This is a genomic window from Streptomyces sp. NPDC008125, from assembly GCF_042957125.1.
Taxonomy (GTDB): Bacteria; Actinomycetota; Actinomycetes; order Streptomycetales; family Streptomycetaceae; genus Streptomyces.
In genome coordinates this window covers 184,768-203,975 of the sequence record NZ_JBIBHR010000011.1, presented here as the reverse complement: position 1 = coordinate 203,975, position 19,208 = coordinate 184,768, and the positions used below count along the sequence as shown (strand labels likewise).

The 19,208-nt window shown below is 73.1% G+C and carries 13 protein-coding genes; 6 read left to right on the top strand and 7 right to left on the bottom strand.

Annotated elements, in window-relative coordinates:
• The first annotated feature begins 147 nt into the window (after window positions 1-147).
• Entirely contained in the window at window positions 148-285 is a 138-nt protein-coding gene (locus tag ACFZAX_RS20410) for a hypothetical protein (RefSeq protein WP_390963214.1), read from the top strand.
• A gap of 115 nt (window positions 286-400) precedes the next feature.
• Here ACFZAX_RS20410 and ACFZAX_RS20405 read toward each other — a convergent pair whose 3' ends face one another.
• From ACFZAX_RS20405 to ACFZAX_RS20385, 5 genes are all read right to left on the bottom strand, one after another.
• Window positions 401-3,337, bottom strand: a complete 2,937-nt coding sequence (locus ACFZAX_RS20405) for a hypothetical protein (protein WP_390963213.1) — start codon at window positions 3,335-3,337, stop codon at window positions 401-403.
• The gene (locus ACFZAX_RS20400) at window positions 3,334-4,464 is read right to left on the bottom strand and encodes an AAA family ATPase (RefSeq protein WP_390963212.1); all 1,131 of its coding nucleotides are present in this window, start codon (window positions 4,462-4,464) and stop codon (window positions 3,334-3,336) included. Before ACFZAX_RS20400 ends, ACFZAX_RS20405 begins: the two co-directional genes overlap by 4 nt.
• 59 nt (window positions 4,465-4,523) lie before the next feature.
• The gene (locus ACFZAX_RS20395) at window positions 4,524-5,966 is read right to left on the bottom strand and encodes a VWA domain-containing protein (RefSeq protein WP_390963318.1); all 1,443 of its coding nucleotides are present in this window, start codon (window positions 5,964-5,966) and stop codon (window positions 4,524-4,526) included.
• Between the two features lie 71 nt (window positions 5,967-6,037).
• Entirely contained in the window at window positions 6,038-7,429 is a 1,392-nt protein-coding gene (locus tag ACFZAX_RS20390) for a hypothetical protein (RefSeq protein ID WP_390963317.1), read from the bottom strand.
• Window positions 7,429-7,947: a hypothetical protein gene (locus ACFZAX_RS20385; RefSeq protein ID WP_390963211.1), complete on the bottom strand. Its 519-nt coding sequence runs from the start codon at window positions 7,945-7,947 to the stop codon at window positions 7,429-7,431. Before ACFZAX_RS20385 ends, ACFZAX_RS20390 begins: the two co-directional genes overlap by 1 nt.
• A gap of 318 nt (window positions 7,948-8,265) precedes the next feature.
• On the opposite strand from ACFZAX_RS20385, the gene ACFZAX_RS20380 reads away from it, so the two are divergent.
• The 4 genes from ACFZAX_RS20380 to ACFZAX_RS20365 all read left to right on the top strand — a co-directional run bounded on the left by ACFZAX_RS20380 (window position 8,266) and on the right by ACFZAX_RS20365 (window position 12,908).
• Window positions 8,266-8,661, top strand: a complete 396-nt coding sequence (locus ACFZAX_RS20380; protein ID WP_390963209.1) for a phosphopantetheine-binding protein — start codon at window positions 8,266-8,268, stop codon at window positions 8,659-8,661.
• 14 nt (window positions 8,662-8,675) lie between these two features.
• A complete protein-coding gene (locus ACFZAX_RS20375) occupies window positions 8,676-9,884 on the top strand; it encodes a beta-ketoacyl synthase N-terminal-like domain-containing protein (RefSeq protein WP_390963208.1) in 1,209 nt (402 codons plus the stop codon).
• 375 nt (window positions 9,885-10,259) lie between these two features.
• Window positions 10,260-11,609, top strand: a complete 1,350-nt coding sequence (locus ACFZAX_RS20370; RefSeq protein ID WP_390963207.1) for a cytochrome P450 — start codon at window positions 10,260-10,262, stop codon at window positions 11,607-11,609.
• Window positions 11,610-11,693: 84 nt separating this feature from the next.
• Window positions 11,694-12,908 carry a beta-ketoacyl-ACP synthase II gene (locus tag ACFZAX_RS20365; RefSeq protein WP_390963206.1) on the top strand — a complete coding sequence of 405 codons (1,215 nt, stop codon included), beginning with the start codon at window positions 11,694-11,696 and terminating at the stop codon, window positions 12,906-12,908.
• Window positions 12,909-13,091: 183 nt separating this feature from the next.
• Here ACFZAX_RS20365 and ppdK read toward each other — a convergent pair whose 3' ends face one another.
• Window positions 13,092-15,806, bottom strand: coding sequence for a pyruvate, phosphate dikinase (gene ppdK, locus ACFZAX_RS20360; protein WP_390963205.1), 2,715 nt, complete (start codon window positions 15,804-15,806; stop codon window positions 13,092-13,094).
• A gap of 775 nt (window positions 15,807-16,581) precedes the next feature.
• Here ppdK and ACFZAX_RS20355 point away from each other — a divergent pair.
• A complete protein-coding gene (locus ACFZAX_RS20355) occupies window positions 16,582-17,904 on the top strand; it encodes a hypothetical protein (RefSeq protein ID WP_390963204.1) in 1,323 nt (440 codons plus the stop codon).
• A gap of 50 nt (window positions 17,905-17,954) precedes the next feature.
• Here the strand turns inward: ACFZAX_RS20355 and dusB are convergent, their stop codons facing one another.
• On the bottom strand, window positions 17,955-19,103 hold the full coding sequence (gene dusB / locus ACFZAX_RS20350; protein ID WP_390963202.1) for a tRNA dihydrouridine synthase DusB: 1,149 nt from the start codon (window positions 19,101-19,103) through the stop codon (window positions 17,955-17,957).
• Window positions 19,104-19,208 lie beyond the last annotated feature (105 nt).

The following is a 19,208-nucleotide window of genomic DNA, read 5'->3' as shown; positions in this document are numbered from 1 at the left end:
ATTTTTTCGTCAACCTCCCGGAAAAATATTCATGTTGCCGCAATGAGCTGCGCGGTACGGCGCGCTTCCTCCCGTCCTGGCACGGTGGAGCGGCGCCACGGCGGCACAGGCTTCGCGGGGCCGCCGACTGCCTCCAACTCTCTGGCCATGACGACTACGCACACCTACGACGTCCAGGCGAAGGCCCGCGCGCTGCACGGCGACGTCCCGGCGCTCTGTTTCATCGCCCGCTCGGTGAACTTCCCGGTCACCCACGAGCCCGTGGTCCACGTCCAGGAGGACTGAACGGCACCCGGGACCGAAACGGCACCCAGAACCGGCCCGCATCCGGGGCCGGGCCCGACGGCGCACGGAAACGGCCCGCGCCCCCGGAGAGGCCGCGGGCCGCTTCCGCTCGGTGTCACGCTCCGGCCAGCAGCGCCTCCAGTGCCTCGCCCGGCTCCGGATGCCGGGCGAGGAGCGCGGCACCCGCCGGAGCGGAGTCCGCCACCGTCCACGTACCGTCGCAGCCCAGCAGTGCGGCCACCGCGTCGCAGGTCGCGGGGTACGCGGCGAGCAGGGCGACGCCCGTACGCGCTCCGGTACCGGTTCCGGGGCCCCGGGGGGCCGCCGCGTCCGGGGCGGGCTCGCGCCAGGGCGGCACGAAGGTGTCCAGCGCGTCGAGCCGGCCGGGGAAGATCCGTCCGGCCTCCCGGATCAGCAGCGGGGCGAGGTCGGCTCCCTCGGCGCGCAGGGTGGTGATGAGCGTCGGCAGCCAGGGCAGCAGCACCCGGTCCGGCAGGCGCGCGAAGGCGTTCGACACGGCTTCCACGACGAAGTCGGCGAGGTGCGGCACCGGCTCCAGGGCGTGCAGGAGCCCGCTGAGGTAGCGCGGATAGGCGGGCACCACCAGGGGGTTGGCCAGCAGCCCGTCGCACCGCACGCGCAGTTCCTCCCGGGAGAGCTGCCCCAGGTGCACCTGGGCCGCCCAGAGCAGCGCCACCCGGGAGGGCTCCTCCGGGTGCGACTGGGCGAGGGCCAGCTCCAGCTGCGTCCGGTCGCAGCCGAGCGAGAGCGCCAGCCCCTCCATGGAGAAGAGGAAGCCGAGCGTGGCGGCGACCTGGCGGCCGGTGGCGTCCTCGTCGTGGAAGGCGGTGGGCAGCAGGGTGCAGTAGTGCGCGTACCCGGCCTTGACGAAGGACTCGATCCACGGCGGCAGCACCGGTTCGGCGGTGCGGTAGTACGCCAGCAGCCGGCGCACCCGGAGCAGCACCTCGGGGGCGCCGTCCACGCCGCGCTCGGTGGTCAGCACCTCCAGGGCGCGGGCGCCGAGTTCGGCGGCGAGGCGTCCGCCGCGCAGGTGCAGCGTGGCGTCCTCAACCGCCCGGAGCACGGTCGCGGTGGTCGCCCGCGGGGCGTACGCGTCCCGCCTCAGCCGCTGCTCCAGGACCTGCTCGATGCTGACGCCCTCGTACCCCAGCTCGATCAGGGCGCGCTGGTTGGTGCCGAGGGCGAGGTCCCAGGACTCCTGGAGGGAACGCTCGCCGAGCCGCCGCTCCCCCATGATCGGCCGGGCGGTGCCCTCGGGCATCAGCCGGCGCAGCATCCACAGCACGTCCGAGCAGCGCTCCAGCTCCGGGCGGGAGCTGATGTCGAGCAGGGCCCGGCGCACTCCGCGCTGCTGGAGGTCGAGCCCCAGCGGGGCGAGCCGGTCGTGGACGTCTCGGGCGAGCGGCGGCAGCGAGTCGTAGCCGACCCGGCCGATCCGGTCGCCGCCCATCATGATCTCCACGAGCCGGCGCACGTCCCGGCGCCCGGGGACGGCGTCCTTCTCGATGCAGGTGACGGCCGCGTCCTGGAAGTCGTACGGGGTGGGTCGGGCGCGGTCGCGCATCCCGGCCAGCAGGATCGAGGTCTCGAAGACGGCGATGGCGTCGGCGGTGGAGGCGAGGTAGCCGTTGCGGCGGGCGGCGCGCACGATCTCCACGGACCAGCCGAGGAGTTCGGCCTCGTCCAGACCGTCGGGTACGGGCGGCAGCCGCAGGAATCCGGAGAGCCGGTCGGGGGCGGTGCCCGGTGCCCCGGCGGGTGCCGGTGTCTTCGCCGCCGTGCGCACGGACTTCTTCGCACCGTCCTGGCCCGCGAGCCGGAAGGGCTTCACCCGGGTGCGCTTGAGGTTCTTCGTCCACTGGGTCGCGGCGATCGACACCGATCCGGGGGCGAGGCCGAACTGCGCCTCGATGGCGGTGTGGCTGGACGGGATGAGGCCGTAACTCCAGACGCTGTCGCTCGGCGGAGTGATCTCGAAGCCGTCGGCGCCCGCCACCCCGAACTCGGCGACCCGGCTGACCGCGTGGAACGCGCCGCAGACGTAGAGGCAGTCGGCCGGATCGGTGCCGGTCGCGGCCAGGTGTTCCCGCATCCGGGTCCACATGTACCGCTCGCGGTCCTCGTCCACCCGCGTGCGTCCCGCGTCCTCGGGGGCCAGCCTCCGGAACAGGCTGCCGATCAACAGCATGACCTGCCGGTACGTGTCGTGGTCGCTGTCGCCGAGCGGCAGTTCGACGTACTGGTGCCACCACTCCGACCAGTGCCGCACCCGGCCGTGGTGCAGCAGATGCTCCTCGAGTTCGGCGAAGCGGGGGCGCAGGTCGCCGATCTCCACGCCGACCGCGTCGCCGTGCAGCCCGGCCTCCTCCTCGGCGGCGGGGGCGGCTGCGGGGGCCGCTGCGGGGACGGCGGCGGGGTCGGGTCCTTCGCCGTCGGTCTGCTCGTCGCGCGTCTGCCACTGGAAGACGTGGTCCGAGGACCGGTCGACGAGGACCAGCTCGACACCCGGGGTGTCCAGGGCGTAGGCGATGGCCTGGTACTCGGCGGACGCCTCGGTGATCGGCGCGACCAGCGAGAGCGGCGCCCACGCGGCGGGGAAGCCCTGGGCCTCGCTCGCGAACGCCTGCACCGCCACCGGGAGCCGGCAGTTGCGGAGCTCGGTGAGAAGCGGCGCCATGTCCTCGCAGAGCTCCAGGTAGACGACCTTGGGCCGCTTCTCCCGCAGCCGCCGCGCCATCGCGGTCGCCGAGGCGGGCGAGTGGTGGCAGACCGGGAAGATCTCCAACGGCTCGCGCACCGCGCGGTCCACGTCGTCCACCAGTCCGAGGAGGATGCCCTCCAGCGCGTCCGGCCCGTCCGCGAAGGACGCCGCCGCCTCCCGCAACTGACCGCGCAGCGCTTCGAATCCGGTGTCCCGCCGCTGCCCCGCGACCGCCCGCCCCGCGACCGCCTGCCCCGCGACCGTCTCCGGCACGGTGTTCCCCTCCCTCGCTCCGGTCACCTCGGTCATGTCGCTCGCGCCCGTCACGACAGGGTGGCGATCGCGTCCCGGCCGCCCTCCAGGAATTCGGGCCAGGCGCCGCCCTCCTCCTTGCCGCGCGGCTCCACGACTCCGTGCAGGTACTTGTTGAGGATGGCCAGGTCCTCCGGCTCCCGCCGGACCAGCGATCCGACCAGCGAGGAGGCGAGGGCACGGGCGGTGAGCTCCCGCTCCCCGAAGAAGTTGCTGTGCAGGATCGCGTCCTCCAGCACCCCGATCTGCTCGGCGCTGGAGAGCGCGGACTCCAGCTTCTCGTCGTCGCTGCCCGCCGCGGCGGCGGAGGCGCGCAGGTCGGCGAAGCTCTGGAGGAGCACGTCCAGCAGCGTGGGCGGCACGTCCAGCTCGATGCTGTGACGGCGCAGCAGCTCCTCGGTGCGGAAGCGGACGATCTCCGCCTCGCTCTTCTTGTTCGTCACCACGGGGATGCGGACGAAGTTGAAGCGGCGCTTGAGCGCGGACGATAGGTCGTTGACGCCCCGGTCGCGGCTGTTGGCGGTGGCGATGACGGAGAACCCGGGCTTGGCGAAGACGATGTTGTCGCCGTCGCCGTCGCCGCCGCTCTCCAGCTCGGGGACGGAGACGTACTTCTCGGAGAGAATGGAGATCAGCGCGTCCTGGACGTCGCTGGTGGACCGGGTGAGCTCCTCGAAGCGGCCGATGGTGCCGGTCTCCATCGCGGTCATGATCGGCGAAGGGATCATCGACTCCCGTGACTGGCCCTTGGCGATCACCATGGAGACGTTCCAGGAGTACTTGATGTGGTCCTCGGTGGTGCCGGCCGTGCCCTGCACCACCAGCGTGGAGTTGCGGCTGATGGCGGCGGAGAGCAGCTCGGCCAGCCAGGACTTGCCGGTGCCCGGGTCGCCGATCAGCAGCAGGCCGCGGTCGGAGGCGAGGGTGACGATGGAGCGTTCGACGAAACTGCGGTCGCCGAACCACTTCTGGCCGATCTCCCGGTCGAGGCCGTCGGCGCGCTCGGAGCCCAGGATGAACAGGCGGACCATCTTCGGCGACAGGCGCCAGGAGAACGGCTTGGGGCCGTCGTCCACCGATTCCAGCCAGTCCAGCTCCTCGGCGTACTTGATCTCGGCGGGGGCGCGCAGCAGGTCGGACATGTCGGGCCTTTCTCGGGTCTGGGGTACGCGGGGGAAGAGACGGGTCACCGGGTCGGGGCTCAGGTGAGGAAGTTCTTGAGCTCGTGGACGAGCTTGCGGATGTGGCCGGAGAGGACCGGCGTCCCGAGGTCCTTGAAGCGCTCGCGGAACCAGGGGTTGACGCTGCCGCGTCCCGAGCTGGTCACCGAGCCCACCGGGATGAACTTGACGCCCGAGCGGTGGAGGGCGGCCATGCTCTCGAAGAGCGGTTCGCACTGCCATTCGTAGAAGTCGGAGATCCACACCACGACGGTGTTGCGGGGCTCCGCGATCTTCGGCTGGGCCAGCGCCATGGCGACCGTGCCGTCCGTGCCGCCGCCGAGCTGGGTGCGGAGCAGGGTCTCGAAGGGGTCGTGCACCCACGGGGTGAGGTCGAGGGCCTTGGTGTCGTACGCGACGAGGTGGACGTCGACCTTGGGAAGCCCGGCGAAGATCGAGGCCAGGATGGTGCAGTTGACCATCGAGTCGACCATGGAACCCGACTGGTCGACCACCACGATCAGCCGCTGGGGCGTCGTCTTCCGCGTGGTGTGGCGGTAGTAGAGGCGGTCGACGTAGAGCCGCTCCTCCTCGGGGCTCCAGTTGGTGAGGTTCTTCCAGATCGTGCGGTCGATGTCGAGGTTGCGGTAGACCCGCTTCGGCGGGACCGAACGGTCCAGCGGCCCGACGGTGGCCTTCTCCACCTGGGTACGCAGCACCTCGGCGACCTCGTCCACGAACCGCCGGATCAGCGCCTTGGCGTTGGCCAGGGCGACGCCGTCCAGGTTGTTCTTGTCGCGCAGCAGCTGCTCGATCAGCGACATGCTCGGGGTGAGCCGCGCGGCGAGCTTCGGGTCGGCGAGCACCTCGCGCAGCCGCATCCGCCGGACGAGGTCGGCTTCGACGGCGCCGAGTTCGGGGCCGATCGCCGGGATCAGCCGGCTGAGGTCGGGGGTCGTACCGCCGCCGCCCGAACCGGTGGGGCTCACCCCGGGGCCCCCCGCGGAGCGTCCGGTGGGGCTTCCGCCGCGCAGGGCTCCGGGCTCGCAGCCGAGCGCCCGCTCCAGCCAGCCCGCGTCGGACTGCCAGCGCGACAACTGCCCGGCGGTGACCGCGCCCCGGCCCGTCGCGAACACGTTCAGCAGCACCTTCGACACCAGCGCGGCGCGCCGCACCTCGGCCGCCCGGTCCCGGCCGGGGGCTTCGGTCCCGGTGCCGGCCTCGTCCTCCGCGCCGGCGTCCGTTCCGGGATCGGGCTCCCCGGCCAGCAGCCCGTCGAACTCGGCGGCCAGGCCAGGGTGGCGCTGTACGACCGAGTCGACCGCGACCTTCGGGTCGAGCAGCGCGGGCGGCAGGCCGATGTCCTCGACCACGGCGAGGCTCGCCGACTCCAGCGCCGGCTGCTCCTCGGGGTCGAAGAGCTGGGCGAGGAGGCGCCAGTAGAGGACCTGGCGGCGGTTGTCCTGGGTGTCCGCGCCGGACATGCCGTCCGGCGCGCCGTGGGCTGGCGTCGCTCCTGCGGCTTCTCGCTGTCCGATGTCGTCCGTCCGTCCGGTCATGTCCGCAACAGCCTTCCGGCGCGTTCGCGCAGTACGGCCGCCGCGTCGGTGGCGGCCTTCTCGGCCCTGGTCCCGGCCTTGTCGGTGGTGCCTCCGGCCCAGGCTCCGGCGTGCACCGCCACCGGCTTCTTCCGTACGAGGGTCTCCACGGCGAGCGGCTGGAGGCGGTACGCCCCCGCGTCCCAGCGGAGCAGACCGATGCAGGCCCCCGACGCGAGGACGGCCTCGGGCGTGAGCGGTCCGGCGGCCGGTATCCGGTCCACGTCCACGTCCAGGGCTCCCCCGGCGAGGGTGAACGTCACCGAGCCGTCCTCCCCGGCCGCGGCCGCGTAGCCGTCGAGGAAGACGGGTACGGCGACGGCCGTGGGGTGGCGGTCCAGCGGGGCGGTCGGCCGGCCGGTCGCGGTGGGCAGGGCTACCCGGGCGGTGGCGAAGGAGTCGGCGGGCTCACCGGGGCGGGCGTGCTCGTCGCTCCAGATCAGGTCGCCCGCGGCGGTGACCGGCATGCCGGTCAGCTCCGCCGCGCGTCCCGCGCCCACCGCCGCGAGGAGGGAGAGGTGGGGACGGAGCAGCTGCCAGAGTCCGGCGCCGACGACCGAGTCGGGCTTGGGTGCCGACACCGACGCGCGGACCAGGTAGGGCGTGGAACCGTCCGCGGGCTCGAACACCCCGTGCACCTGGGCCTGTACGGCGGTCGCGTGCTCCTGTACGTCCACCCCGAGCGGCAGCAGCCGGCCGGTGGCCGGGACGGTCCGGGGGGCGTCGGCCGCGCCGGGCAGGGTGAGCAGCATCGCCCGCGTCCAGAGGTCGGCCCAGCGCCGGGCCGGGACCCGTTCCAAGGAGGCGCCGGGGCAGGATGCGGCGAGTTCGGCGGCGAAGCCGTCCAGGAGGGCGGCCAGGCGGCGCAGTTCCGGGTCGGCGAGCATCGCGGAGACGATCCGCGCGGCCCCGGAGACCACCTCGTGGTCGATGCCCCGCCAGCCGCAGCGCGCCAGGTCACAGAGCCAGGAACGGGCGGCGACCAGCAGGTTCGCCGGGGCCCCCGGCTCGGCGCCGGGGGCCACCACCGGGGCGGTGGTACGGCCGGCGGCCTCCGCCGCCCGGGCCGTCAACGCGTCGTGGGCGGCGCCGAGCAGCGCGGCGCGCGCGGCGGCGAGGGCGGTGAAGTGCTCCTCGCCCGCCGCCCCGGAGGCGGCCTTCGCGGCCGCCTCGGCGGCCCTCGCGGCGAGCGGGCTCCCGGCGAGGGCGTCGGCGAACTCCGCCAGTGCGGCGGCCTGCGCGGGGCGCGGCCGGAGCAGACCGGTCACCAGGACCCGGTCGAAGGAGTCGGCGGCGGCCAGCGCCTCGTCCAGTCCGTCGATCTCCTCGGCGAGCAGGTCGGCCCGCATCACGCCGCCTCCCCGGTCAGCGAGCGGGTGGGCGGGAACCACTGCATCTCGGGCAACGGCATCGTGGTCGGAGCGAGTTCGAGGTACGCCAGGTGGTGCAGGAAACGGCTGAAGACGGGCGCGGCGGCCGTGCTGCCCGCCGGTCCGGGGCGGGCGGCCGTCATGGTGGCGGTGATGCCCTGCGCGCTCGGCTCGCCGTCGGACGGCTCGGCCCTGAGGTACCGGGCCACGCGCTCGGGGCCGTACTGGAGGACGGATTCGTTGACCAGGGCACGTATGTGAGTGCAGAAGCCGCCGCGCGCCCCGCCGCAGGGGCGATTGTTGTTGGTACTGCAGGCGTAGGCGAAGGTCCGCGTCTCGACGGATGAGACATAGACGCGCTCGATGTCCGACCCGCTGGACACCACGCCCTGCAGTCGCCCGTCGGCCAGTTCGACGAACGGGACCTTGGCGAGCCTGCGCGGCCGGGCGGGCGGGACCACCCGCACGATGCTCGACCTCTCCAGATCTGACGACACGTCATGTCCTCTGCGTTCGAAGGGGATTGGAAAAAGAAAGGGGTATCCGCACATGAAAGGGGGTCCGCTCCGCGACGGCGGAAGCGGAACACGACTGAACATACGTGCGCCCACTGACAACGCCCCCGGAACCGTCCGGGGACCCCGGTCGAACACGGCGCCCGCGGTCTCGCGCCACCCCACCCCCCGTTCGCGCCACCCCCCGCCACACGGCCGTACGCGCGGACTCTCGCGAGTCAACCCCGGCGAATCGGTGTTTCGGGGTGACCAGGAGGGCTTGGCGTCGTTGGCGACTGTGTTTGCGCAAGAAACAACTTCATGGAGGACGGCACGATGTACGAGACGCTCACCAGACTGCTGGTCGAGGAGTTCGGGCTGGACGAAGAACAGGTGCGGCCCGACGCGACGGCCCGTCAACTGGAGCTGGACTCCCTTTCCCTGGCGGAGCTGGCGGTGATCATCACCGAGAACACCGGGGTGCGCCTGGAGGACGTGGAGGTGAACCCCGACAGCACCCTGGGGGAGATGGCGAAGGTCTTCGCCCGGGCCCTCCCACCGGGGCCCCCCTCCGCACCCTCCTCCGTGCCGGACCGCGCCGCGGCCGCCGCCCCCTCGCCCGACCGGCACCACCCCACGGCCGTGGCCACGATCACGGCCACCGCTCCCGCAACGCCGTTCGACCAGGCTCTGCCCGTAGCGCCCGCGCAGTCGTGAGAGCCGGTGTCGTCGTGACGGGCCTCGGCCTGGTCACGTCCGGCGGGACCGGCGTGGAGGCCGGCTGGCGCGCCGCCCTCGCGGGGGTGTCCACGGCCGCCCGTGACCCGCTGCTGGCCGGACTGCGGGTGGACATCTCCTGCCGCGTACCGGACTTCGACGCCGACGCGCTGCTCGGACGGCGGCTGGCCCGCCGGATGGACCGGAACGCCCAGCTCAGCGTGGTGGCCGCACGCGAGGCCATGGCCATGGCGGGACTCACCGGACGCGACTGGGATCCGGTCCGTGTCGGGGTGGTCATCGGTACGGGCGGCTCCAGCGTCGACGGCCTCGTCGACATCTGCGGCAGACTGGCCGCCGGCCGCCCCGAGACCGTCTCCCCGATGGCGCTGCCGCGCAGCCTGCCCAGTGCGAGCGCGGCCGAGGTCGCCCTCGATCTCGGCGCGGCCGGGCCGAACTTCGCGACCTCGGCGGGCTGTGCCTCCGGGCTGACCGCGATCGGTGTCGCCCGCGACCTGCTGCGCTCCGGCGCCCTGGACATCGTGGTGGCCGGCGGTTCCGAGTCCCTCTGCCACCCCCTCACCGTGACGGCCTTCGGCCAACTGGGCATCCTGTCCACCCGCCCCTGCGACCCGCGCGACGCGGCCCGCCCCTTCGGCGCCGGCCGGGACGGCTTCGTGGTCGCCGAGGGCGCCGGAATCCTGGTGCTGGAGCGCGCCGCGCACGCCCGGGCCCGCCGCGCACCGGTACTGGCCCGGACGGCCGGTTACGGGGCCGCGGGCGACGCCCACCACATCGCAGCCGTCCATCCCGAGGGCCGGGGCGCCGAGCAGGCGGTACGCGCCGCGCTCGCCGACGCCCGCTGGCGGCCGGAGGACGTGGAGCACGTCAACGCCCACGGTGCGGCCACCGCCTCCAACGACGCGGCCGAGGCGTCCTGGCTGGCCCGGCTGCTGCCGCACCGCCCGCCGGTCACCGCCACCAAGGCCACCCTCGGCCACGCCGGTGCGGGCTCGGGAGGCGTCGAGGCCGTCCTCAGCGTGCTCACCCTGGCCCGGCGGACCATCCCGCCGACCGCGAACCTCACCGAACCGGACCCGGCCTTCGCCGAGGGGATCGACCTCGTCACCAAGACCCCCCGCCCCGGCGTGGCGCGCACCGTGCTGTGCGTCTCCACCGCCCTGGGAGGCCAGAACAGCGCGCTGGCCCTGATGGCCTCCTGACCCGCGCGCGGCCCGCCACCCGCCCGCGCCCCGTACCGCCCTCCGCCCGACGCTCGTACCGCCCGCCGCCCGTTCAACCGTCACCCGTCACCCGTCACCCGTCACCCGACGCTCGTACCGCCCGCCGCCCGCACTCCGTACCCCTCCGCCGTCACCGCCGCCCGCCGCCCGCCGCCCGCCGCCGAGGAGCTCCGCGACCCGCCGTACCCCGCGACGGCCCTACCCCGCACCGTCCGTATCCCCGGCCCCGGCCGTACCCCGCCCCCACCCGCGTATCCCCGGACCGCACGAACGGCGATCCGCCGTACCCGTGAAAGCACCGAACGGCGCGGCGCACCCGCCGCTCCCCGTGAACCACTGGAAGCACCGAACCCCATGAGCGCCGTCCTCCCCACCGCCCCGTCGCCCTACCCCGCCACCCCGTCCTCCACCTCGTCCCTCACCCCGTCCTCCACCTCGTCCTCCACCCCGTCCTCCACCGAGCCCGAGGCCGTCGGCTCCCAGAGCCAGGTGATGCGCCTGCTCCGCCGGCTGCGTACCGAGGCGGACCCGTACCCGGTGTTCGACCGGCTGCGGGAGCTCGGCCCGGTGATCCCCGTACCCGCGCTGAACGCGGCCGTCGTCACCGGCTTCCAGGAGTGCCGCCAGGTGCTGCGCGACCCCGCGTTCATCCTCCCGGACACCGCCTGGCGCGACGCGCACGCCGGCGGCTGGCGCCACCACCGCAGCGCGGTCAGTTACGCGGCCTCCCTGCCCAACGCCAACCCGCCCCGTCACACCGCGCTCAGGGCCCACCTGGCCCAGGGGTTCCACCGCACCGCGCTCGCCGAGCTGCGGCCCGTGGTGACCGCTCTGGTCCACAGCGGCCTGAACGAGCTGGGGGCCGCGCTCGCGGCCCACGGCACCGCCGACCTGACCGAGCACATCAGCCGGCCGCTGCCCTCCCGGGTCATGTGCAAGGTCCTCACGCTGCCCGACGAGGACGCCCCGCTGCTCGCGGGTCTGACCGCCCGCTGGACCGCCGCCGCCGAACTCTTCCCCTCGGAGGCCGACCTGGACGACGCGGACGCGGCGGACTCCGCGCTGGTCGCGTACTTCCTGCGGGTCGTCCAGGAGCGCGAGCGGTGCCCGGGCAGGGACTTCCTCTCCACCTGGGTGGCCGCCGCCCGGGCGGACGGAGTGGGGATCGACGACATCGTGGTGCACACCGCCCAGCTGTTCGTCACCGGCTTCATGACCGTCCAGTCCTCGCTGACCAGCGTGGCGTACGCCGTGCTGAGCAGCCCCGAGCTGACGGCCGCGCTGCGCCGGCGGCCGGAGGACATGGGAACGGCCGTGGAGGAGGTGCTGCGCACCCGGCCGGCCGCCGCGGTCGTCGGCCGCGTCGCGACCCGCGGCTGCGTGCTGGCGGGGGTGCCCGTCGCCGCCCAGCAGCGGCTGATCGTGGTGATTCCGGCCGCCAACCGCGACTCCCGGGCAGCCGCCACCGCCCATCTGACCTTCGGGGTCGGCGTCCACTACTGCCTGGGCGCGGCCCTCGCCCGCCTTCAGCTGAACGAATTCCTGCCCGCTCTGCTCAGCCGGTTCCCGTCCCTCCGCCTCGCCGACGCCCCGGCGCCCGGCGAACCCGTCCCCGGCGCTTCGCAGGACCCCGCGCCGATGGCCGGCATCGCCCTCCCCCACCACGTCCGTCTGCTCACCACCACCGCGAGAGCCTCCCGATGACCCTCCCCCTCACCCGTACCTCCCCGCCCGGCCCCGCTTCCGCGGTGCGCCACCGCGCCACCACCATCGACGAGGGGACGCGCCATGCCGGCTGAGGCCGCCGTCACCGGCATCGGCATGATCACCCCGGCCGGCGGGACCGCCGCCGCGACCTGGGACGGGGTGTGCGCGGGCAGGAGTCTCGCCCGGCGCGATCCCGTACTGGCGGGCCTTCCCGTCGACCTTTCCTGCCCTGTCGATCTCGACCCGGACGCCACCCTCGGGCGTCGCCTGGCCCGTCGGCTGGACCGTTTCTGCCAGCTCGCCCTGGTGGCCGCCCGCCAGGCCGTCGCGGACGCCAAGCTCTCCGCGGCCACCTGGGACGCCGACCGGATCGGCGTCGTCCTCGGCGTCAGCTGCAACAGCATGGAGACCTACGTACGCGAGTTCACGCTGCTCGGCGAGGACCGGCACCACCTGGTCTCGCCTCTGGCGCTGCCCCGCAGTGTGGCCAGCATGGCCGCCGCCGAGGTCGCGCTCGACCTCGGCGTACGCGGCCCCAACTTCACCGTCACCAGCGCCTGCGCCTCCGGGGCCACCGCACTCGGCGTCGCCCGCGGCCTGATCGCCTCCGGCGCCTGCGACATCGTGCTGGCCGGGGGCAGCGAATCCGGGCGGTCCCGGATGGCCGCCACCTGCTTCACCCAGATGCGGGCGCTCTCCCGGGGCGGGCCCGAGGCGGCGTCCCGCCCGTTCGACACGGACCGCGACGGGTTCGTCCTCTCCGAGGGGGCCGCCGTCCTCGTCCTGGAACGCCCCGACCGCGCCCTGGCCCGGGGCGCGCACACCCGGGCGCTGCTGCGCGGCTTCGGCTCGACCAGCGACGCCCACCACCCGGTCGCCCCGCACCCGGAGGGCCGGGGTGCCGAAGGCGCCCTGCGGGCAGCCCTCGCCGACGCGGGCTGCGCTCCCTCGGACGTCGGCCACGTCAACGCGCACGGCACGTCCACCCAGGCCGGGGACACCGCCGAGGCGAGGGCCCTGCTCCGGGTCTTCGACGGCACGCCTCCGCCGGTCACCGCCCCCAAGGGCGTCCTCGGTCACTCGCTGGGCGCGGCCGGGGCCATCGAGGCGGCCCTGACGGTCCTCACCCTGGAGAAGCAGCTGGTCCCGCCGACCGCCAACCTCTCCCGTCAGGACGAGGGCCTGGAGCTGGACGTGGTCACCGGGGCCCCGCGCCCGGTCACGCTCTCCGCCGCCGCCTCCAACTCCTTCGGCTTCGGCGGCCAGAACGCGGCGCTGCTCTTCACCACGCCGTGAGGGCCGGTCCCTGAGGACGCCCGGCGCGCCCCGGACGTGGAAGAGCGGCGGCACCCCCGCACAGGGTGCCGCCGCTCGGGTTCCGGAAGCGCCGCCCGGGCCGGGGCGAGGGTCGGGTGTGGCCCGGGGGTGGCGTTTCCGGAAGTCTGGGGCGGAAAAGCAGGTCAGGGGCGAGAGGGCGGGTCAGCTGGTGGTGTCTCCGCCGTTCGGCGCGGCGGCGGCCCGCCCCGCCTCCAGCCGGGCGACCGGGATGCGGAACGGCGAGCAGGAGACGTAGTCGAGGCCCACCTCGTGGAAGAAGTGCACCGACTCCGGGTCGCCGCCGTGCTCGCCGCAGACGCCGAGCTTGAGGTCGGGGCGGGTGGCGCGGCCGGCCGCGACGGCGCTGCGCACCAGGGCGCCGACCCCGTCCTGGTCGATGGTCTCGAAGGGGGAGACCCCGAAGATGCCCTTCTCCAGGTAGGCGGTAAAGAAGGAGGCCTCCACGTCGTCGCGGGAGAAGCCCCAGACCGTCTGGGTGAGGTCGTTGGTGCCGAAGGAGAAGAACTGGGCGGCCTCGGCGATCTGCCCGGCGGTCAGTGCGGCGCGGGGCAGCTCGATCATGGTGCCGATGGTGAGTTTGAGGTCGGTGCCGGTGGCCGCCTGGACCTCGGCGACGACCTGGTCGGCCTCCTCGCGGACGATCTCCAGCTCCTGGACCGTGCCGACGAGCGGGATCATGATCTCGGCGCGCGGGTCGCCCTTGGCGTTCTTCCGGTGGGCGGCGGCCTCGGCGATGGCGCGGACCTGCATGGCGAAGAGGCCGGGGATGACCAGTCCCAGGCGGACCCCGCGCAGGCCCAGCATCGGGTTCTGCTCGTGCAGCTTGTGGACGGCCTGGAGGAGCCGGAGGTCGTTCTCGTTGGCGTCCTTGCGGGACTCGGCGAGCGCGACGCGTACCGAGAGTTCGGTGATGTCGGGCAGGAACTCGTGGAGCGGCGGGTCCAGCAGCCGTACGGTGACGGGCAGTCCGTCCATCGACTCGAACAGCTCGATGAAGTCGGCCTTCTGGAGCGGCAGCAACTCGGCCAGGGCGGCCTCGCGTTCGGCGTCCGTGTCGGCGAGGACCAGCTTCTCCACGAGGACGCGGCGCTCGCCGAGGAACATGTGCTCGGTGCGGCAGAGGCCGATGCCCTGGGCGCCGAAGCGGCGGGCGCGCAGGGCGTCTTCGGCGTTGTCGGCATTGGCCCGTACCCGCAGCCGCCGCATCCGGTCGGCGTACGCCATGATCCGGTGCACGGCGCCCACGAGTTCGTCGGCGTCGTCGGCGCCCGCGTGCATCCGGCCCTCGAAGTACTCGACGACCGGGGACGGTACGACGGGTACCTCGCCGAGGTAGACCTTGCCGGTGGAGCCGTCGACGGAGACGAGGTCGCCCTCCTCGACGACGGTGTCGCCCACGGTGAGCCGCCGGCGTTTGGTGTCGACCTCGATCTCCTCGGCGCCGCAGACGCAGGTCTTGCCCATGCCCCGGGCGACGACGGCGGCGTGGGAGGTCTTGCCGCCGCGCGAGGTCAGGATGCCCTCGGCGGCGATCATGCCGTCCAGGTCGTCGGGGTTGGTCTCGCGGCGGATCAGGATGACCTTCTCGCCGGAGCGGGACCACTTGATCGCGGTGTACGAGTCGAAGACGGCCTTGCCGACGGCGGCGCCCGGCGAGGCGGCGATGCCCCGTCCGAGCAGCCTGGTCTTCGCGGTGTCGTCGAAGCGCGGGAACATCAGCTGGGCGAGCTGGGCGCCGGTGACGCGCTGGAGCGCCTCGGCCTCGTCGATGAGTCCCTGGTCGACGAGCTGGGTGGCGATCCGGAACGCGGCGCCGGCGGTTCGCTTGCCGACGCGGGTCTGGAGCATCCACAGCTGGCCGCGCTCGATGGTGAACTCGATGTCGCAGAGGTCCCGGTAGTGGGTCTCCAGCGTCTCCATGATCTGCATCAGCCGGTCGTACGAGGTCCGGTCGATGGACGCGAGCTCCGCGAGCGCGACGGTGTTGCGGATGCCCGCGACGACGTCCTCGCCCTGGGCGTTCTGCAAGTAGTCGCCGTAGACGCCCTGGTGGCCGCTGGCCGGGTCGCGGGTGAAGGCGACGCCCGTGCCCGAGTCGGGTCCGAGGTTGCCGAAGACCATGGAACAGATGTTGACGGCGGTACCGAGGTCGCCGGGGATGCGCTCCTGGCGGCGGTAGAGCTTCGCCCGGTCGGTGTTCCAGGACTGGAAGACGGCGTGTATGGCCAGATCCATCTGCTCCCGGGCGTCCTGCGGGAAGTCGCGGCCGGCCTCGGTCTTCACGATCCGCTTGAAGTTCTTGACGAGCTTCTTGAGGTCCTCGGCGCCGAGGTCGGTGTCGACCTCGACCTTCTTGGCCCGCTTGGCCTCCTCCAGCGCGTCCTCGAAGAGGTCGCCGCCGACGCCGAGCACGGTCTTGCCGAACATCTGGATGAGGCGGCGGTACGAGTCCCAGGCGAACCGCTCGTCGCCCGCCTGCGCGGCGAGGCCGACGACGGAGGCGTCGGAGAGGCCGATGTTGAGGACGGTGTCCATCATGCCGGGCATCGAGAACTTGGCGCCGGAGCGTACGGAGACCAGGAGCGGGTCGTCGGCCTGGCCGAGGGTCTTGCCCATCCGGGCTTCGAGGGCGGTGAGATGCGCGCTCACCTCGTCGCGGAGCTCGGCGGGTTCGACGCCGCTGTCGAGGTAGACCTTGCACGCCTCGGTGGTGATGGTGAAGCCGGGAGGGACCGGCAGACCGAGGTTGGTCATCTCGGCGAGGTTCGCACCTTTCCCACCGAGCAGGTCCTTCAGATCCTTGTTGCCCTCGGTGAAGTCGTAGACGAACTTCTGAGGACCGTTGTTTCCCGACACGGGTCTCGACTCCTTGAGGACGCGGTGGCTGCCCTGACGGCCAGGAACATACCCAGATCAAAGGCGTCCGGTGGTGTCCGCTTCTCCATCGTGCGACCGCAACCACCCGTCTGCCAGCAGATCGAAAGTGAGGGGGCGTCGAGCCCTTCCCTGCCGGCGCGTTCACCTCTCGAACGCGAGGTGACGTTCCGTCGATACCTCACGGGGTGATCGTGACGCTCGGCGAGGACGGAGGCGATCGATCAAAGTCTGCACATCTGGCACCCAGTGCCATCATTTGAGAAGTTGCGTCACGCCAGAACGCTCCACAGGGCGCTCATCTGAGCCAAACGCGCCTCAGACGTGGCGAGTATCACGTCTGCTGGAGCGCCTCGGTGCCACCATGCGGACATCCCGCGGCCAGGTCGTCGCCACCCGCCGATCCCCAGGCCTTGTCCGGCCATGCGCGCCGGATCAGCGGGTGGTGTCCGGTGCGGTGCGTCGCGGGGAAGGGCCGGACACGGCCCGGGACCACGGAGAGCGGGGGCCGGAAAGCACCGGGGAAACCGGAAGGCACGGGCGTCCCGACGCCCACCGCCCGCAGGGCGGACAGGCGGGCCGGCCCGCGGTCTCCCGCACTCCAACTGGCGTGAAAACAGCCGCGCTTCGGGACACCCCTTCATGTGATGATCCTTCCGGCGCCGGTGGATCCGTCGGCGCCTCCCGCATCACACCCTGGGGGAACTCCATGAGGCAGATCGCTGCTGGACATCCCGTACGTCTCAGATCCGGTGCCGTGACGACGGCGGTGGCCGGCCTGCTCCTCGCCGGCCTCGCCGTCCCCGCGATCGCCGACGACGATCCGCCGCAGACCGACCAGCTGTGGATCGACAGCCCGTACGACCAGACGCTGCCGCTCGGCACCGGGGGTGGACAGGCCCGGTCCCGCGTCCTCGGTATCGGCCTCTACCACGACAACCAGAACTTCGCGGTGACCGACGGCAGGCTGACCGTCGATGTCTCCGGCCTCGCCGGTGTCGCCGAGGTGACCTGGCCGGGCAACTGCGCACCGGCCGGCACGAGCGCGGTGTGCGACATCCCGGCGGTGCCCGTGCTCGGGAAGGACTACCAGGCCCAGGTACTGCTGACGGTCCGCGCCGCCGACGGCGCCGGAGTCGGCGCGCAGGGCACCATCGCCTACGGGGCGACAGCCTCCGGCGGCCCCGACGGCGCGCTCGCCGCGCCGCAGGAGAGCTTCTCCACGGCGCTCACCGTCGGCTCGGGGCCCGACCTCGCTCTCGACCCCGTCGCCGACATCGAGGGCGCTCAGCCCGGCGCCGAGCTGACGGTCCCGTTCCGGATCACCAACAACGGCAACGAGAGCGCGGACGGGTTCAGCGTCACGCTGCACACCTCGTACGGCCTCACGGACCTGACCCCGTACGACACCTGCGCCTACACCACATCGGGCGGCGGGGAGTACGCGCCGTCGGGCCACGCGGTCTGCTCGTTCGACCAGGTGCTGGCTCCGGGCGACTCCTTCGAGCTGCCCGGGCCGCTGACGGTGCGGCTCGCCCCGCGCGCGCTGAACGAGCGCCTCGACATCGACGTCGAGCCCGGCGGCGGCGCCCAGGACATCTATTCCACGAACGACTACGCCGCTCTGCAGATCGGTGCGGAGAACGACGCCGACTTCTCCGTGACGGGCGACGCGGTCTCCGGCGCGGCAGGCGAGACCGTCACGGCCGATCTCACGTTCGAGAACCACGGTCCGGCCTGGTTCGGCACCCTCGGTTCCGGCGATCCGGCCGCCAAGGTGCGGCTGATCGTGCCCGAGGGCACCACGGTCACGGGCGTACCGTCCGGCTGCTCCCCCCGTACCCTCGCCGGGAGCTACTACCCGTCGCGGACGGGCGCCCCGCGCTACGACTGCGCCCTGCCCTCCTGGGTCCGGGAGGACGCCCGGCAGACGTTCACGCTCTCCCTGCGCGTCGACACCGTGGTGCCCGGCGCGACCGGGGCCGTGAGCGTCCGCCCTTCGTTCGGCGAGTTCGGCGACGAGCCCTTCGACTTCGACCCGGACCTCACGAACAACACGGCGGTCCTGACCGTCAACTGAGCGCGGCCGCCGCGCCGAGGGCTTCGTACCTCTGCGCGGCGGTGCCGCGGTCAGCCGCCGGAGGTGTCCAGCTCGGCGTCCGCGCTCACGCCGGAGCAGTCGTAGGGGTCCTTCAGCCAGCCGTCCGGGAGCACCACCCGGTTGTTGCCCGAGGTGCGTCCGCGGGGGCCGTCGGCGCCGTCCGGCCAGGACTGGTCGAGGTCCAGCTCGTTCAGCTGGCCGGCCAGCTCCTCCAGGGAGGAGGTGATCGCGAGCTTCTTGCGCATCTCCGAGCCCACCGCGAAGCCCTTGAGGTACCAGGCCACGTGCTTGCGGAAGTCGATCACGCCGCGCGCCTCGTCGCCGATCCACTCGCCCAGCAGGGTCGCGTGGCGCACCATCACCTCGGCGACCTGGCGCAGGACGGGCTCGTGCCTGGTGTTCGTACCGTCGAAGGCGCCGACCAGGTCGCCGAAGAGCCAGGGGCGGCCGAGGCAGCCGCGGCCGACGACCACGCCGTCGCAGCCGGTCTCGGCCATCATCCGGCGGGCGTCCTCGGCGGACCAGATGTCGCCGTTGCCGAGGACCGGGATCTCCGGGACGTGCTCCTTGAGGCGGGCGATGGCCTCCCAGTCGGCGGTTCCGCCGTAGTGCTGGGCCGTGGTCCTGCCGTGCAGCGCGACGGCGGCCACGCCCTCCTCGACGGCGATCCGGCCCGCGTCGAGGTAGGTGAGGTGGTCGTCGTCGATGCCCTTGCGCATCTTGATCGTGACCGGCAGCTCACCGGCGTTCCCCACCGCCTCGCGCAGGATCGCGCGGAGCAGCGGCCGCTTGTACGGGAGCGCCGAGCCGCCGCCCTTTCGGGTCACCTTGGGGACCGGACAGCCGAAGTTCAGGTCGATGTGGTCGGCGAGGTCCTCGTCGACGATCATGCGGACGGCCTTGCCGACCGTGACCGGGTCCACACCGTAGAGCTGGATCGACCGGGGGGTCTCGCTCGCGTCGAAGTGGATGAGCTGCATGGTCTTCTCGTTGCGCTCGACCAGCGCCCGCGTGGTGATCATCTCGCTGACGAACAGCCCCCTGCCGCCGGAGAACTCGCGGCACAGGGTGCGGAACGGCGCGTTGGTGATACCGGCCATGGGGGCGAGGACCACCGGGGGCTGCACGGTGTGCGGGCCGATGCGGAGCTGCTGGGGCGCGGGGGCGAGCGTGGTCATCCCCCCATTGTCCCGTACGCCCGGGACTCCTCCCCCGGGCCGGTACGTATCGCGCGCCACATCCTGCCCCGTACGCCCCACGCGCCACGCCCGCACCGCCGGAAC